This window comes from Acinetobacter sp. Z1, from assembly GCF_024296945.1.
GTDB classification, from domain to species: Bacteria; Pseudomonadota; Gammaproteobacteria; order Pseudomonadales; family Moraxellaceae; genus Acinetobacter; species Acinetobacter beijerinckii.
In genome coordinates, this window is record NZ_CP101115.1 from 2,350,092 (window position 1) to 2,366,333 (window position 16,242).

The 16,242-nt window shown below is 39.7% G+C and carries 17 protein-coding genes; 9 read left to right on the forward strand and 8 right to left on the reverse strand.

The genetic code is table 11. The features are described 5' to 3' along the window. Positions 1-104 precede the first annotated feature (104 nt). A complete protein-coding gene (locus tag NGC85_RS10975; RefSeq protein WP_005053141.1) occupies positions 105-929 on the reverse strand; it encodes a peptidoglycan DD-metalloendopeptidase family protein in 825 nt (274 codons plus the stop codon). A gap of 111 nt (positions 930-1,040) precedes the next feature. After that, positions 1,041-1,811, reverse strand: coding sequence for a 5'/3'-nucleotidase SurE (gene surE / locus NGC85_RS10980; protein ID WP_254731076.1), 771 nt, complete (start codon positions 1,809-1,811; stop codon positions 1,041-1,043). A 103-nt stretch (positions 1,812-1,914) separates the two neighbouring features. Between surE and NGC85_RS10985 the strand changes: the two genes are divergently transcribed. Beyond that, positions 1,915-2,289 carry an MCR_0457 family protein gene (locus tag NGC85_RS10985; protein WP_254731079.1) on the forward strand — a complete coding sequence of 125 codons (375 nt, stop codon included), beginning with the start codon at positions 1,915-1,917 and terminating at the stop codon, positions 2,287-2,289. Between the two features lie 102 nt (positions 2,290-2,391). On the opposite strand, the gene NGC85_RS10990 is transcribed toward NGC85_RS10985, so the two are convergent. Then, on the reverse strand, positions 2,392-2,754 hold the full coding sequence (locus NGC85_RS10990; RefSeq protein ID WP_254805591.1) for a hypothetical protein: 363 nt from the start codon (positions 2,752-2,754) through the stop codon (positions 2,392-2,394). Between the two features lie 366 nt (positions 2,755-3,120). Here NGC85_RS10990 and NGC85_RS10995 point away from each other — a divergent pair, with 366 nt between their 5' ends. From NGC85_RS10995 to purB, 8 genes are all read left to right on the forward strand, one after another. Further along, on the forward strand, positions 3,121-3,525 hold the full coding sequence (locus tag NGC85_RS10995; protein ID WP_254731082.1) for an MCR_0457 family protein: 405 nt from the start codon (positions 3,121-3,123) through the stop codon (positions 3,523-3,525). A gap of 114 nt (positions 3,526-3,639) precedes the next feature. Beyond that, complete coding sequence (gene dacC / locus NGC85_RS11000) at positions 3,640-4,788, forward strand: D-alanyl-D-alanine carboxypeptidase PBP5/6 (RefSeq protein ID WP_005053136.1); 1,149 nt, start codon at positions 3,640-3,642, stop codon at positions 4,786-4,788. A 90-nt stretch (positions 4,789-4,878) separates the two neighbouring features. Continuing rightward, positions 4,879-5,415, forward strand: coding sequence for a gamma carbonic anhydrase family protein (locus tag NGC85_RS11005; RefSeq protein WP_254731085.1), 537 nt, complete (start codon positions 4,879-4,881; stop codon positions 5,413-5,415). A gap of 45 nt (positions 5,416-5,460) precedes the next feature. Next, positions 5,461-6,138, forward strand: a complete 678-nt coding sequence (locus NGC85_RS11010; RefSeq protein ID WP_254731088.1) for a DUF2625 domain-containing protein — start codon at positions 5,461-5,463, stop codon at positions 6,136-6,138. Between the two features lie 84 nt (positions 6,139-6,222). Further along, positions 6,223-6,711, forward strand: coding sequence for an NUDIX hydrolase (locus NGC85_RS11015; RefSeq protein WP_254731091.1), 489 nt, complete (start codon positions 6,223-6,225; stop codon positions 6,709-6,711). A 4-nt stretch (positions 6,712-6,715) separates the two neighbouring features. Next, entirely contained in the window at positions 6,716-7,849 is a 1,134-nt protein-coding gene (gene mnmA / locus NGC85_RS11020) for a tRNA 2-thiouridine(34) synthase MnmA (RefSeq protein ID WP_254731094.1), read from the forward strand. A gap of 18 nt (positions 7,850-7,867) precedes the next feature. Beyond that, positions 7,868-8,599 (forward strand): high frequency lysogenization protein HflD, encoded by a 732-nt coding sequence (hflD, locus tag NGC85_RS11025; RefSeq protein WP_005058162.1) that lies wholly within the window; start codon positions 7,868-7,870, stop codon positions 8,597-8,599. A gap of 89 nt (positions 8,600-8,688) precedes the next feature. Beyond that, positions 8,689-10,077 (forward strand): adenylosuccinate lyase, encoded by a 1,389-nt coding sequence (gene purB, locus NGC85_RS11030; protein WP_254731097.1) that lies wholly within the window; start codon positions 8,689-8,691, stop codon positions 10,075-10,077. Positions 10,078-10,148: 71 nt separating this feature from the next. On the opposite strand, the gene NGC85_RS11035 is transcribed toward purB, so the two are convergent. From NGC85_RS11035 to NGC85_RS11055, 5 genes are all read right to left on the reverse strand, one after another. After that, positions 10,149-11,339 carry a hypothetical protein gene (locus NGC85_RS11035; RefSeq protein ID WP_254731100.1) on the reverse strand — a complete coding sequence of 397 codons (1,191 nt, stop codon included), beginning with the start codon at positions 11,337-11,339 and terminating at the stop codon, positions 10,149-10,151. Between the two features lie 146 nt (positions 11,340-11,485). Then, positions 11,486-13,126, reverse strand: a complete 1,641-nt coding sequence (locus NGC85_RS11040; protein ID WP_254731103.1) for a thiamine pyrophosphate-binding protein — start codon at positions 13,124-13,126, stop codon at positions 11,486-11,488. Between the two features lie 39 nt (positions 13,127-13,165). Beyond that, positions 13,166-14,632 carry an aldehyde dehydrogenase gene (locus tag NGC85_RS11045; RefSeq protein WP_254731107.1) on the reverse strand — a complete coding sequence of 489 codons (1,467 nt, stop codon included), beginning with the start codon at positions 14,630-14,632 and terminating at the stop codon, positions 13,166-13,168. 11 nt (positions 14,633-14,643) lie between these two features. Beyond that, positions 14,644-15,435, reverse strand: a complete 792-nt coding sequence (locus NGC85_RS11050) for an aspartate dehydrogenase (RefSeq protein ID WP_254731110.1) — start codon at positions 15,433-15,435, stop codon at positions 14,644-14,646. Between the two features lie 9 nt (positions 15,436-15,444). Further along, on the reverse strand, positions 15,445-16,239 hold the full coding sequence (locus NGC85_RS11055) for an SDR family oxidoreductase (protein WP_254731113.1): 795 nt from the start codon (positions 16,237-16,239) through the stop codon (positions 15,445-15,447). Positions 16,240-16,242 lie beyond the last annotated feature (3 nt).

Below are 16,242 nucleotides of genomic sequence, written 5' to 3' on the forward strand. Positions count from 1 at the left end.
GTGCTTATTGTTGTAGTTAAAGCAATCTCAATAAGTATACAGGGAAGTCTACCCTTAAACTAGCGATTATTAATAATTTATTGAAAGAGTGTTAATTGCTTCATTTAATTTGGCAATACTGTTGTCGGGTTAACAGGCTTACCATCTAAGCGAACTTGGAACTCTAGCATTACGCGTGAAGCACCTGTTGATCCCATTTCTGCAATTTTCTGTCCAGCAGTGACATTATCACCACTTTTCACTAGCATTTTGCTGTTATGAGCATAAGCAGAGATATATCCATCAACATGCTTAATTAACACCAAATTACCATACTCCTTCAAGCCATCAGCGGCATAAACCACTTGTCCATTTGCAGCAGCAAAAATTGGATCACCCTCATTACCACCGTATCGCGTGCCTTTAACATTACTGGCTAAATTGAAGCTTTGAATAATGGCTCCATTGGTTGGTTTCACCCAACGTAAATTAGAAGCTAGCGTTGATGAAGGATTCACTGGTACGGTTGGTACGACAGCTTTAGGTACAACAGGTTGAGTTTTGGTTATCACTTGTTGTTGCGGCGGTAAATTAATCGTTTGACGTTGAATCGGTGTTGTCTGAGCCATTGCCTGAGTCGATGTAGTACGTTGCGCAACCGATCCTTTTAAACGAAGCGATTGATTAACATAAATACGATATGGCGCAGCAATATCATTTAAAGCAGCAATATCTAAATAATTCAAACCATAACGATTGGCGATTGCACTAAGCGTGTCACCTGAGCGCACAGTATAATAATTTGGTGCTTGTACATAACGTGTACCACCATTAATCTGTGGTTTTGATGCACAACCCGTCACAATTGCCGCTGTTGCTACCGCCATAGATAATACAACTGTTTTAATCATCTTCTGTGATAGAAAAATCGAGACATTGTTTAAGTGCATCTTCGCCCTCATCGAAAAAAACCTTATTTTATTTGCGCCTAAGAGTACCAAAAAAGTGAGAAAAAACGAGCTCTCACATTCTATATTCACAAAGTTATAACATAGCACCTGTTAACCATTTACATGATCATGCAAATTATCAAGTACATCGTAATTTGTAGCATCCATTTGAATTGGAGTGATACTGACATAACCATTTGCAACTGCAAAGAAATCAGATTGGATATGACTCGATACAGTTTGAGGTTCAGTAACCGCTTCTCCTGCTAAACCTATCCAATAAACTTGGCGACCTCTTGGGTCAACATGACTACTAATCGGTTTAGACTGCGCACGGCGTCCTTGATAAGTCACTTGCGCACCTTGAATCTCTTCAACATCTGGAATATTAATATTGAAAATATGACGTGGCGGTAAGATTGGCAGGCCTTTAGCAATAAAATCATGGACCCATTGGGCCGCGCGTGCATAATCTTGTGGGTGTTCATAAGAACGTACATTTGATCCAGCCAATGATACAGCCAAAGCAGGATGTTTCATTAAACGACCTTCAAAAGCAGCGCCGACTGTTCCAGAGTATAAAACATCATCACCCAAGTTGGCGCCACTATTAATGCCACTGACGACAAGATCAAACTCAAAATCGAACAAACCATTCATCGATAAATAAACACAGTCAGCTGGGGTTCCATTAACAGCCCAAACATCTTCTGCAATCGGAATCGGGCGTAATGGACGGTCTAAAGTTAAAGCACTAGAATAACCACTGCGTTCACTTTCAGGTGCAACCACAACAACACGCCCTAAAGGTTTTAAAGCCTGTGCTAAGGCTTGAAGCCCAGGAGCAAAAACACCATCATCATTTGCTATTAAAATATTCACTAAAATCCTATCTCTTTAAATGTTACTACTGAGTTTTTTCAATTGAATTATTCATTGAATTATATATATTTATATCTTCTTAGTATTAGAAATTTATACAGACATGAGACATTTATCTAATTTTATTCGAGTTTTTGGGGTTGGTTTCTCACTTCTTACGGCGTCAGTTGTTTTTGCTGACGAAGCGGTTTCAGTAAAAGAAGCAGATGCGCTGATCAAAGATGATATTGCAAATGCACAAGTCTTAATTGAAATGTGCCCTGCTCTTATTGGCAAAAATGCAAAGTTTGACCAAAACATCAAACAAATGGTTGCTTCATATTTAAGTAATTATTCTGATAAATCTGCATCAATTGAAAGCTTGCAAAAAGATGGAGAATTCCAATCTTTATTAAAAGATGCACGTGAAGCAGCTAAAGAAGTTGAAAAATCAGAGCAGAAATCTGTCTGTGAAGATGTTTTAAACTTTGAAGGTTAATGTCTATTCGATATTTGTGTGGTTTTTAAATGCCCGTATTTAAAACCACACTTTTACATCTGCACAAAGTCAATTCTCTCAATTCTTGTGATACCAATCAATTTACCAAGCGTCAGGTTCTCGAACCATATGAATAATATTGGCTGGACTCGTAATCCAACCACCTCGAAAACCTTCAGGTAATGGCTCTATTGCATCACAACGAATAACACCGACTTTATCAAGGTATTGAGCAGCTTCAGTAAAATCATCGGTAAACAGTTCAAGCCAAATTTCGGCTTGGCTCATTTCTGGTGCAGCAGCAATCCATAATTTGATCAGACCTAACTCAAAGCCTACGTCTGGGGCTTTATCTGTAATTTGTTTGAGACCAATTACATCACGATAAAATGTGACAGTAGCGTCGAATTGGTGAGGTGGAAGTTTCAATGCGATATCAACACCGCCATTAAATCTAGTCATTATTCTGCTCCTTTTTATACCTTATTCTGATTTTTTATCTTTTAGGTTATCTCCACTCAGTTCGTCTAACTTACTCGATATTTTAAAGCTGAGGGAATGAATTATTTTTTATTCCAAACTTCATTTTAGAAAGCTTAAGAACATTTGCCCTTATAGAATCAGCTTACTCAGTCGTGTTTTAAAAAAAATTCATCTGTAAAGTCATTCTATATCTACAAAAATCATTCTTTAAATAATAAATTGAATAAAAAAAGTAAATTTAAAAATCACATAACACTACCATTCCTACAGCAAACCTACATTTTTTAACACGCTTTTATGCTATAAGTTATTCAAATTCTTTAAGTCTTGTTCTGAGTTTTATTTCTTATGAAAAAAAATGTTTTTAAAGCACTAGGTCTTTCATTTCTCATCGCTTCTAGCATTTTAGCTCCTACAGCCTTTGCAGCAGATAAAAAAGCATCTGAAGCAGAAAAGATTGAAGTAACACCCATTTCTGACACTGTCACTAAGCAAGAACTTGCTGCAATCTACGTTCTTTCTGAAATTTGCCCAAGCTTGATTGGTAAAGACTTAAAATTTAACAAGGCATATGACAATTTAGTTAAAGCCTATTTAAATAATGATGCTAAGGCAGTTGAAACACTGAATAAGCAAGTAAAAACTAAAGATTTCCAAGAAGCATTAAAAGAAGCTCGTAGTGATGCAAAAGCTGCTTCTGACGAAGATAATCGTCAAATTTGCGATGACGTTCGGAATTATTATTCGAAGTAACTGATTGGTTACAATACTGTATGAAAAAGCCGACTTCGCCCATAGAAGTCGGCTTAGCTTTATCCTAAAATGCTAGGCTCTTCTGCTTCACACAAGATATTGGAACCACCTAGAATGACTCAAAAAAGCGCTCTTGCTGCATTATTACTTTTGCCAAGCTTTTCATATGCAGCGACTGTCCTATCTGCTCCACCAGAATTAAATAATAAATCCTATGTATTAATGGATTATGAGACAGGACAGATCCTAGCCGCAAAAAACGAAAATGAAAAACTTGCGCCAGCGTCTATGACAAAAATGATGACCAGTTACATCATTGAACAAAAACTTTTAAAGGGTGAATTGACTGAAGACGAACAAGTACGCATGAATGAATCTGCGTGGTGTCGTGGAAGTAGTACTGAGTCATGCATGTATGTACCTTTAAATGGTACGGCGACCGTATTAGAAATGCTTCGTGGTATTATTATTCAATCGGGTAATGATGCTTCTAAAGCAATGGCAGAACATGTTGCGGGTAACGAAGGAACTTTTGCCCACATGATGAACCAAGAAGCTAAACGTGTTGGTATGGTCAATACCCATTTCATGAACTCAACAGGTATGCCAGCCGAAGGACATTATTCTACCGCTAAAGATATGGCTGTGTTGGCACAACATATCATCAAAGATAGCTCTAAATATTATCCAATTTACTCAGAAAAAGAGTTTACATTTAATGGTATTAAACAAGGCAACCGTAATGCTTTGCTTTATACAGACCCAAGTGTTGATGGTTTAAAAACAGGTCACACCGAAGAAGCAGGTTATTGTTTAACCACCTCAAGTAAACGTGGTCCAATGCGTTTAATTTCAGTGATCTTTGGTACACCAAGTATGAATGAGCGTGCCAATCAAACACGTACATTATTGGCTTGGGGTTTTGCAAACTTTGAAACTGCAAATGTACAACCTGCAAATCAAGTTCTTGCGAAAGCAAAAGTCTGGTTTGGTAAAGAAGATGACGTTCAAATTGGTTTAGCTGAAAACTTCAACGTAACCATGCCTAAAGGTCAAGCAGATAAAATCAAAACTCAGCTTGTCGTTCAACCGAAACTAAATGCACCTTTAGCAAAAGGTCAAGTGGTAGGTAAATTAGTGGCAAGCCTTGATGGTAAAGTAATTGCTGAAAAACCGCTTGTTGCATTAAAACCTGTTGAAGAAGCGGGTTTCTTTGCTCGTATGATTGACCATATCAAAATGTTCTTTAGCAACTTATTCTAAGTTTTGAGTTTACTCATTAAGCATTCATGCTCTTGGGTATGAATGCTTTTTTAATTTATAATTCCATCATATTTTGTTTTGAAGCTTCTAATGACTAAGAACATTCGTCCATATCTCGATCAAACACCTAATATTGATTCAAGTTGCTATATAGATGGAATGTCTGTAGTTATCGGGGATGTCAAATTAGGAGAGAATGTCTCGGTTTGGCCCTTTGCTGTGATTCGTGGTGATGTCAACTCAATTCAGATTGGCAAAAATAGTAATGTGCAAGATCATTGTATGTTGCATGTCAGTCATAAAAATCAATCAAAACCAAATGGCTCACCTTTAGTTATTGGTGAAGATGTGACTGTTGGGCATCATGTGACTTTACACGGTTGTACTATTGGTAATCGCGTCCTGATTGGGATCAATACTGTAGTTTTAGATGACGTGATTATTGAAGATGATGTGATGATTGGTGCAGGTAGCCTTGTTCCACCACGCAAAGTCTTAAAAACCGGTTATTTGTATGTAGGTAGTCCTGTGCAACAAGTCCGCCCTCTCACAGATAAAGAAAAAGCATTTTTACCTTATTCAGCGCAAAATTATGTAAAAGTGAAGGATAATTATAAGAATAATTAAATTTATATCCATTTAGTCAATTCACACTAACGAACTCAAAGAACAATGAAACAACTAAATGAACTAATAGATACTAAGGAATCAGGTTGGATTCTCATTAAAAGCTGGTTGGAAACAGCTAAGAATCAATTTGAAGTGCTACCTAATAATATAAACAGAGCAGAAAGTGAATTACTTTCAAACCAAGTGACGACTCGCTCCACAATGGGAGCTATGATTTATGAAACTGGTGGTTTAATCATTGATCATGGATGGTTGAGAGTTTTAGGCTCTGGCAGCAAAAAGTTAGATCGTGGAATTCATGAATGGAATATTGGAAAAACAATCATCCAACAACATAAGCAACCTCATTATTTGCTTATAGCCGATGATATTTTGGGCGGTTATTTTTCGATAAATGGTGGTGGTTTGGGAGAAAACTTAGGTGATATTTATTATCTTGCTCCCGACTGTTTAAGATGGGAAAATTTAGAGATTGGTTATTCAGATTTCTTAAATTGGTGTTTAAATGGCGATCTCGATCAATTTTATGGCTCTTTAAGATGGAATAATTGGAAAACTGATGTTCAAGAACTTACTGGGAATCAGGTCTTTTCATTTTATCCTTTTCTATGGACAATAGAAGGAAAGAATATAGATGAATTGAGTAAAAAGGCTATTTCAATTGAAGAAAATTTCTGGTTGCTGGATACAATTATTAATGAAATTAAAAATCTAGATTAATTCAATGAATCCCCATCAGCACTACCATAGCCAAAAACTCTCAAATTTTGTAGAATACGTTTTTAAAAAATCTTGGTGCTTTCTATGACCGCTTGGACACCTCATGTCACAGTCGCCACTGTAGTTGAAAAAGACGGACGTTTTCTGTTTGTTGAAGAACACAGCGAAGGCTTTGTGCATACGGTGTTTAATCAACCTGCTGGTCATGTCGAATGCGGTGAAACGATTATTGAAGCAGCGATCCGTGAGACCTTAGAAGAAACAGGTCATCATGTAGAAATAGATCACTTGCTCGGTATCTATACCTATACACCTCCAATGTTTCCAGACCGTACCTATTACCGTTTTTGCTTCTTGGCACATCTCACATCAGTTGAAGAAAATGCGCAACTGGATACAGGTATTGTCAATGCAGTATGGATGAACTTGGCTGAACTGCAAGAAACAGCTCGTGCACGTAGCCCATTGGTTTTAAAAGCTGTTCAAGATGCCCTTGCTGGCAAGAAATATCCTTTATCGCTTATTTATGAGCACCCTTTCTCTCCCTCATTCACTTCTCATTTGGATGCTTAATTAGATGCAACAACGTGTCATCGTCGGTATGTCTGGTGGTGTAGATTCCTCCGTTTCTGCCGCACTATTACTTCAACAAGGATATCAAGTTGAAGGTCTTTTCATGAAAAACTGGGAAGAAGATGATGGTACGGATTACTGCACAGCACTAGAAGACTTGGCAGATGCGCAAGCGGTTGCAGATAAAATTGGCATTAAACTACATACTGCTAATTTTGCAATGGAATATTGGGACCGTGTCTTTGAGCATTTCTTAGCTGAATATGCTGCTGGTCGCACGCCCAACCCTGATATTCTCTGTAATAAAGAAATTAAATTCCGTGCTTTCCTCGACCATGCCATGACTTTAGGTGCTGATTTCATCGCAACAGGTCACTATGCGCGTCGTGGCGCGAGTATGCAAAATTCACGTGGCGAAACTTATGCGCCATTACTACGTGGTGTTGATAATAATAAAGATCAAACTTATTTCTTACATGCGGTGCATGGTCGTGAAATCAACAAGACCTTGTTCCCTGTGGGTGAAATTGAAAAACCAGAAGTTCGTCGCATTGCAGAAGAGTTAGATCTGGCAACTGCCAAGAAAAAAGACTCGACTGGTATTTGCTTTATTGGTGAACGTCGTTTTACCGATTTCCTTAAACAATATCTACCTGCTCAAGCTGGAAAAATTGTTTTGGAGTCAGGTAAAGAAGTTGGTGAACATCATGGCTTGATGTACTATACGCTGGGTCAGCGTGGTGGTATTGGTATCGGTGGTATGAAAGGTGTACAAGAAGGTGCATGGTTCGTATTACACAAAGATATTGCCAATAATCGACTGGTGATCGGTCAAGGACATGAACATCCATTGATGCAAAGCACGCAGCTTTGGAGCGAATCGATTGATTGGGTTGCTGGTGAACAAGATATACCATCGACTGGATTCCGATGCACGGCAAAAACCCGTTATCGTCAGCCAGATCAAGCGTGTACAATCTATCGTGATGAGCAAACCGAAAATGGTATTCGGGTTGAGTTTGATGAACCACAAAGAGCTGTGACTCCTGGACAAAGCGTGGTGTTCTACGCTGGAGAGGTCTGCTTAGGCGGTGGTGTCATTCACCATACAAATGCACCAGAACCAGATTTTATTTAAGGAAATTGGAAGCGAAGCATGGTCGAGTTACCCTTTCAGCACGCTCAAGCGTTGAATGTTAGACAAAACCGTGCTTTAGCATTAGCAGCGGTTTTTCAAGCAACACAGCTTACACATATGACCGCGATGGCTGGTCAGCAAAGTATTGGGGATACAGGTAATTTCTATTTTGAATTACTCATAAAAGCGAGTTTAAACATTCGCCCTACAATTAATAAAGCATCCCAAACCTTAGATTTCTTCAATCAACTGGCTGATATTTCTTTAGGACTAAAAACCTTGGAAGGTTGTATCACACAACCTTTTAATAGTGCTCCTAAATCACGTGTTCCTAAACTTTCTGCTGCGAAACTACCAATGTCCTATGCGATGGCTTTGTTGCAACTGGAAAAGAAAGTTTATAGCAATCCTGAATACGTTAAAATTATTGAAGCCTCTCAACAAAAAATTTTAAAACAGCTATCTTTTTTTGATAATAACTATTTACACCCAAGTATCATTGCCAACCTAGCGCAAACCTATGTAGAAACTGCGGGACAAATCAATCCACGCATCCTCGTTCGCGGCAATGCCGAAGCATTTAAAGATATCAATCATACCAACCGTATCCGTGCGTGTTTATTTACAGGCCTACAACTTGCTCATTTATGGAAGCAATCTGGTGGTAGCTCGTGGAGTATGATTTTTAGTAAACGCAAATTATTGCAAGATATTCAAGCTCTCGCTCGTTTGCAGTATCAAGTGGTTTAAACCGATGCTGAAACGAATTTATTTTTATACCGTTTTACAACCTCTCTAAATCTCTCTTGTAAGTAGAGATTTTAATTTAAGGAATCTGTATGAATGCTTTAACCGCACTCTCACCACTTGATGGACGTTATGCAAGCAAATGCGATGCACTACGCCCTTTTTTGTCTGAGTTTGGTTTAATCCACGCTCGTGTCACTGTTGAAGTGCGTTGGTTACAAGCACTTGCAAATCGTGCAGAAATTATCGAAGTCCCTGCTTTCTCTGCTGAAACCAATGCAGCTTTAGATGCGATTGTTGCTGATTTTTCTGAAGAAGATGCGAACCGCATTAAAGAAATTGAACGTACGACCAATCATGATGTAAAAGCAGTCGAATATTTCCTTAAAGAAAAAATTGCAAATATTGATGAATTAAAAAATGCAGGTGAATTTATTCACTTTGCTTGTACATCTGAAGATATCAACAACTTATCTCACGCTTTAATGCTTAAAAATGGTCGTGAAGTTCTAGTTTCAAGCATGAAGCAAATTTTGAATGCGATATCTGCTTTGTCAATCACACATGCTGAACAACCAATGTTGTCACGTACACATGGTCAAACGGCTAGCCCTACTACTTTGGGTAAAGAGATGGCGAACGTTGCTTATCGTTTAGCACGCCAAATCAAGCAATTTGAAAATGTTGAATTATTAGGCAAAATCAATGGTGCTGTAGGTAACTACAATGCTCACCTCTCTGCTTATCCAGAAATTGATTGGGCTGCGCATGCGCAAGCATTTGTTGAGTCTTTAGGTTTAGCATTTAACCCATATACTACACAAATTGAGCCACATGATTATATGGCTGAATTGTTCGATGCATTACGTCGTTACAACACGATCTTGATCGACTTTAACCGTGATGTTTGGGGCTATATCTCTCTTGGTTACTTCAAGCAAAAATTAAAAGATGGTGAAGTTGGTTCTTCAACAATGCCTCATAAAGTAAATCCTATCGACTTTGAAAACTCAGAAGGTAACTTAGGTATCGCAAATGCGGTATTGGGTCACTTAGGTGAAAAACTTCCTGTATCTCGTTGGCAGCGCGACTTAACTGACTCAACTGTTCTTCGTAACATGGGTGTTGGTTTTGCGCAAAGCTTGATTGCTTTTGATGCATGCTTAAAAGGCATTGGTAAACTTGAACTGAATGCAAACCGTTTAAATGAAGATTTAAACCAAGCACAAGAAGTTCTTGCCGAGCCTATTCAAACTGTTATGCGTCGTTATAACGTTGAAAAACCATACGAAAAATTGAAAGCACTAACACGTGGTCAGGCAATGACACGTGACATGATGGTAGATTTTGTGAATGGTGATGAACTATTACAAGTTCCAGCAGATGAACGTGCACGTTTAGCTCAGCTTACACCTGCAACTTACACAGGTAATGCAGCTGAACAAGCAAAACAAATCAATGATTTGATTAGTAAAATATAAACTGATAACTCATTATAAGAAAGCAAAGCCTCGGCTTTGCTTTCTTGTTTGTGATCAAAATTTATGAAGATTTAAAAACTAAAACCAATATTTAAGTTGATACGATAAAGCCATTTATCACTGTTTGGCGAAACCGTAGATGTAAAACCTGTGGCATTGCTAGCTCCACCGATAATATTTGAGTTTTTTCCCCACGTATAATCCGCCCAAACCATAACGGGTGAGGCAATGAACATCATACCAGTGGTATTCATTTGCGAATCAGACCAATCATCCCGTTTTTTATCCAAGTAACTATAGTCATTGTAAAAACGGATTGCTTTAAGCTTACCCATATCCTGTACAGGTAAGGTATATGCAAGATTTAAACTTGCAATGGTTCCCTCAGAAGCAATGAAATATGCTGGCGTTAAACCATTTGCACCCATCAAGGTCATATCATCATTTACACCATCTGGATTTTTTGCATCATATTGATAATGAATCACTGAGCTTTGGACATTGAAACGTTTGTAATTATTATCAGTATGCAAACCCACTGCATAATATTTGCCGTTGTCATCCGTGATTTTGTTATGCAATTGAGCAATTGCACCTGATACACCAATTTCTTGCTTACCAAATTCAGTTTCTAACTTACGAACAATCCGTGTATTTACTTGATGACGCTTTTCATTTTGATAGGCTTTTTGTGTTGGAAATGCATTTTCAGCCAAATCATTATAAGTCGCACTTTCAGGTGAATATCGAAGATTAGTTGCAAGCATTTCAGGATAATAGCCTAACTTCACATCCCAATCTTTGTTGTTAAAATTCCAGTTCAAACCTGGAGCGATGTTATTTCCATAACCCAAAAAGAATGGAATATGATAAGTCCAACCATTTTGTGGATAAGGATAAATTGCAAAGGGTTTATAAACAAAACCTGCTTCTATGCTGTTATGTTCATCCAAATGATATCCCACATAGGCTTTTTCAATTGATCGTTTCTCTTGATCTTGAAAAAGGTAACTAGCATTGAAATAGGCATCATCAAACTTGCCTTTCAGATCAACACGAAAAATATCAAAATAGAGTTTTCCAAAACCACCATTTGGCCCCTCCCAATTTTCATAACGTTGATTCAAACGCATCACTCCACCAAGCTTGACAGAATCCGTTCCATCCTCACTTTTCCATTCCAGTGCTGAACTTTGTGCATGTACATTTGATACCGCGCTTATCGACAGTGCAGCAAACATCATGACTAATGTCTTTTTCATATCATATTCCTTCGCTTCGATACCAACCGTCCTGTTGGTCTGGATTATTGTTTTACCTGTAAAACATAGTTTTTATTGTTTTGTAGGCAAAAAAATTTGCCTACAAATTTTCAAACATCAGCCATTTCAACCAATATTTAAATTACTCAGTACAATTTCTTTTGTGGTGGACCTGCAAAGCTCAGTGGTCCAATTGAATTCATATCTAGCTCAATCACACTTGGTCCTTGGAAATCAACTGCCTGCTGAATGACTGTTTTAAACTCTTCTGCACTGCCGACTTTCCAGCTTTTCACGCCCATCGCCTCACCCAAGGCTTGGTAATCAGGTGTGTGCAATTCGTTGAAATACTGACGGCCACCGAAGTAGTTATTTTGAATACCACGCATCACGCCATAACCACCATCATTCATGATCATTAGCACCATATTGGTATTTTCTTGCGCCATCGTCGCAATCTCACCAATTCCGAGCATCAAACCACCATCACCGACTAAACCAATCACTTTTTTGTCAGGATTGGCAATTGAGGCACCAATTGCAGTCGCTAAACCTAGACCAATCGCCCCTGCTAAAGAGTGAATATTTTGATTTGGTGCTTGTACTGGGAATAAACGACTGCCCCAGGTACTGCCTGACATGGTGATATCACGAACAAAGATTCCATCTTGTGGTAGTGCTGCACGAAGGTGATCACAGATCAACGCATATTGGTCAAGCTGTGTACGTAAAGAATTGATTGCTGCCTGTTTCGCATCAACAACTGCTGCATCATATTCATTATCTATTTTAGACACGCCTGCTAAACCTGTGAGAACACGTTGCAACACATCTTTGGCATCACCACAAATGAAATTACGAATTTTGTAATTACGTTGTTGTGCAACAGGATTAGCATCGACCTGAATAATATTTTCAGGGAACTGCACTGAATAGGTTTTGGTTTCGTTACTACGTAAGCGAGAACCAACAACAACCAATAAATCAGCATCTTTTAAAAGTTGTTCAACGCCTGCTGAGTTATGGAATGCACCTAGACTACGTGGATGATCATCTGCTAACACACCACGCGCATGGGTTGAAGATACTACTGGAATACCCAAGTCAGCAATCGCTTTGACTTCATCCACACTATTGAGCGTACCACCGCCGATCCAAAAAATTGGACGTTTGGCTTTTTTGATTTCATTAACAATCAAATCGACTTCAACTTGATCTGCTTGAGGTAATTCCAGTGCTTTGACTGGACCTAGATTCAGTGGTAGGTCAATTTCTGCTGCTTGAACATCAATCGGTAGCTCAACACTAACAGGCCCCATTGGGACAGTCGTTGCGACACGAATCGCTTCACGAATCACGCCTACTGCATTGTCAGGGCTAGTAATACGAAAAGCAGCTTTGCTCGATGCACGTAAGAAAGTCAGTTGATCTTTGGTCTCATGAATAAAACTTGCATCACGATCTAAATATTCACGTTCAACTTGACCTGTTAAATGCAACACTGGACTGCCCGCATTCATTGCTTCAATCAATGAACCCACAGCATTTCCTGCACCTGCACCTGTGCTAGTTAAGGCAACCCCCAAACCTTTAAAGCGTGAATGACCATCTGCCATCGTCACTGCACCTGCTTCACCACGCGCCGCGACAAAGCGAATTTTTTCACGGCGACCTACTGCATCAGCAATTGGTAAATTATGAATTGAAATGACGCCGTAGATACTATCAACTTGATGCGCCTCTAAAACACGAGCGATTGCTTCGCCTACATTTACACGTTCTGTCATTACCTTATTCCTCAAAAACTTGTTCTATCCATGAATTTATTAATCGCACCAAGGATTTGGCTGTTCGCTTAATCCCATATAAATGCTTTTTTGTTGCATATACGCCAAGATGCCTAAACGACCTTTTTCACGTCCAATTCCACTTTCTTTGAAACCACCAAAAGGTGCAGAAATCGAGAATTTTTTGTAGGTATTAATCCAGACTGTTCCCACTTCTAGAGCACGTGCAAGTTGCCAAGCTTTTCGATAGTTTTCAGTCCAAATCCCTGCGGCTAAACCAAAACAACTGTCATTGGCTTGTGCAATCAAATCTGCTTCATCGTCATATTTCATCACTACCAATACAGGACCAAAGATTTCTTCCTGACAGGTTTGAGCTGAGTTATCGAGGCCTGTGATAATGGTCGGTAAATAGAAACTACCTTTTGCCAATTCACCTTCAGTCAATGCCTGCCCACCAACCAAAACTTGACCACCTTCTTTTTTGGCTAATTGAACATAAGCATCCACAGAAGCTAAATGCTTCGGATTGATCAAAGAACCCAAATGCACGCCTGCGGTTTCAGGATGTCCTACGCGCAAGCCTTTGGTAATTTCAACTAGACGCGTTAAGAATTGATCATAAATACTGCTATGCACAAATAAGCGTGATCCTGCAATACATGCTTGTCCTGCTGAACTAAAAATGCCATAAGCCACACCTTTCGCTGATAGCTCAATATCGGCATCTTGCATGACGATCGTTGGTGATTTTCCACCAAGCTCTAAAGATGTGGTGATCAACTTGTCATCGGCAATATGTGCTAAATGACGTCCTGTACTGGTTCCACCTGTAAAGGAAATTTTGCGTACTAATGGATGCTTTACGATTGCATCACCAATCACCGAGCCACGTCCAACCAGTACACTCAATAGACCTTTAGGCAAACCCGCTTCTTCAAAGATTTTTGCTAATTCCAATGCGATTAAGGAAGTCACTTCCGCTGGTTTTAGAATGACTGCATTACCACCTGCTATTGCAGGTGCTAACTTCTGCACTTCACTGGCTATCGGCGAATTCCATGGTGTAATCGCTGCCACTACCCCAACAGGTTCATGCACACTCATGGTCATAAAATCTGGCGCACGTTGTGTCGTCAACTCATCATTTAAGGTTTCACACGCCGCTGCGACATAACGTGCTGTTGCAGCCGCACTCAAGGTTAAAGCACGCGTCTCTGCCAGCGGTTTACCGTTGTCTCTGGTTTGTAGCTTTGAAAGTTCATCAACACGCGCTTCAATAATGTCTGCCACTTTATACAAAATCCGAGCACGCTCGTGTGGCATGCTGTTGCGCCACGCCGTCTGACGCCATGCCAAATCAGCTTTTTCAATCGCTTCATTGACATCATCCAAACTCGCCGTTGAAATCTCAGCATTCACAGATTGATCTGCTGGAAACAGACTTTGAATCGTGTCACCTCGACCTAATCGCCATTCACCAGCGATATAAATTTCCTTTGCCATGATCAAATCCTTTAAATCTGAATTGCTTGAACACTATTGCGACAGGCACGAATCACACTGAGTGCAGCCAATGTCGAAGTTTTCGGGTTACTCGCCAAAGGCACACCGACTAACTCAATTGTCATTTCACCGAACACACCTTCTGCCACAATAGTGTGCTTGTTTTTATTGATATTTGGATCAACTGTGAGTTCCACCATGGTTTCATCCATACCCAAACCTGCAAGCGCAATCGTCGCTGCAACATTGGCATTGGCTGGAAACTTCAATGCAGCTTCACGCGCTGTACCACGAAAAAAAACAGTTGCTTCGCTCACCTGATCTAAATCAACTAATTGCTCTGCATAGCTACCACGCCAACTTTTTGGACTTTTGCAGCCCTTATAAGTGACCTTTTCCAAACCACCTTCTTTCGCCGCTGAGATTCCATCAATTCCAGCAATCGCACCTGCCAAAAGATGTAAATGGGCATCATGTTGTTCAGCGGTATTTTTTAACTGAATCAAAAACTCGTTATCCGCCAAAGTTCCAACTGAGATCAAGCCGATGGTCCAACCCTTTTCCAATACCTTTTGCGCGTGTTCTTTCACCGCCGCCTGTCCTGCCACTTCAATCACGTAATCAGGTGTCCCCAGACATTCATCAATTGAACTAATCACTTGCACGTCAGGAGCAACTTGCGCCTGAACTTTTTCAACACTCCGTGCTGGTACCACAATCCATTTAAGTTGTAAGTCTTGTGGCATGTGGGCATATACTTCTGCCGCCATCGCTCCAAAACCAATCATCATCAACTGTTTCATGTGAACACCTTATAAATGTTTGTTAAATCCACCAGAGACATCGAGTGTCGAACCTGTGGTATACGATGCTAAAGGTGATGCCAAGAACACCAAGGCACGTGCTGGCTCTTCCGGCTTGCCTAAACGTTGCATTGGAATGCCACGGTTTTTGGCAATGTTGCCTGTCCACTGTTCCCATGTTGCATTTGGATCAGAACGGGTTTCAAAACGACGTTTCCACTGTGCCGATTCCACCATGCCCAAAAGAATTGAATTGACACGGACACCGTACTGGGTAAATTCATGCGCCAGTGAATGCGTTAAATTTAGTAGCGCAGCACGCGCAGATGAGGTTGCAATCATGTGCGGTTCAGGTTGCAATGCTAACAATGAGTTGACATTAGTGATTGAGCCACATGCTGAATCTTTTAAATCATTTAAAAATGCACGAACTGGATGTAATACACTGAAATATTTGAGTTCAATTTCTTTCATCCAATCTTCATCTTGGGTATTTTCAAAATTCGACACACGCCCCTGACCTGCGTTATTGATCAACATATCGACATTGCCTAAGTTTTGCTTTACATCTTGTGCAAATCGTTTTACATCTTCTTTGTCCAAAACGTTGCAGATGCTGGTGTAAATATTGGCATGTGGATATTTTTCTAAAATATAAAGCTTCGATGATGCTAACCGTGCTTCATTTCGACCACACCACGCCACCCTTGCACCTTCTGCAACTAAAATTTCCACAGCAGCCAAACCAATGCCTGACGAGCCACCTGTTACAACTGCTACTTTTCCTTCAACTTGGAAGCTCATATC

Coding starts and splice junctions, on each gene's coding strand:
- NGC85_RS10975 (WP_005053141.1), bottom strand. CDS start 929: ATGCACTTAAACAATGTCTCGATTTTTCTATCACAGAAGATGATTAAA.
- NGC85_RS11040 (WP_254731103.1), bottom strand. CDS start 13,126: ATGACAGAACGTGTAAATGTAGGCGAAGCAATCGCTCGTGTTTTAGAG.
- mnmA (WP_254731094.1), top strand. CDS start 6,716: ATGCAACAACGTGTCATCGTCGGTATGTCTGGTGGTGTAGATTCCTCC.
- NGC85_RS11055 (WP_254731113.1), bottom strand. CDS start 16,239: ATGAGCTTCCAAGTTGAAGGAAAAGTAGCAGTTGTAACAGGTGGCTCG.
- NGC85_RS11015 (WP_254731091.1), top strand. CDS start 6,223: ATGACCGCTTGGACACCTCATGTCACAGTCGCCACTGTAGTTGAAAAA.
- NGC85_RS11045 (WP_254731107.1), bottom strand. CDS start 14,632: ATGGCAAAGGAAATTTATATCGCTGGTGAATGGCGATTAGGTCGAGGT.
- NGC85_RS10985 (WP_254731079.1), top strand. CDS start 1,915: ATGAGACATTTATCTAATTTTATTCGAGTTTTTGGGGTTGGTTTCTCA.
- NGC85_RS11035 (WP_254731100.1), bottom strand. CDS start 11,339: ATGAAAAAGACATTAGTCATGATGTTTGCTGCACTGTCGATAAGCGCG.
- purB (WP_254731097.1), top strand. CDS start 8,689: ATGAATGCTTTAACCGCACTCTCACCACTTGATGGACGTTATGCAAGC.
- hflD (WP_005058162.1), top strand. CDS start 7,868: ATGGTCGAGTTACCCTTTCAGCACGCTCAAGCGTTGAATGTTAGACAA.
- NGC85_RS11010 (WP_254731088.1), top strand. CDS start 5,461: ATGAAACAACTAAATGAACTAATAGATACTAAGGAATCAGGTTGGATT.
- NGC85_RS10995 (WP_254731082.1), top strand. CDS start 3,121: ATGAAAAAAAATGTTTTTAAAGCACTAGGTCTTTCATTTCTCATCGCT.
- NGC85_RS11005 (WP_254731085.1), top strand. CDS start 4,879: ATGACTAAGAACATTCGTCCATATCTCGATCAAACACCTAATATTGAT.
- NGC85_RS11050 (WP_254731110.1), bottom strand. CDS start 15,435: ATGAAACAGTTGATGATGATTGGTTTTGGAGCGATGGCGGCAGAAGTA.
- dacC (WP_005053136.1), top strand. CDS start 3,640: ATGACTCAAAAAAGCGCTCTTGCTGCATTATTACTTTTGCCAAGCTTT.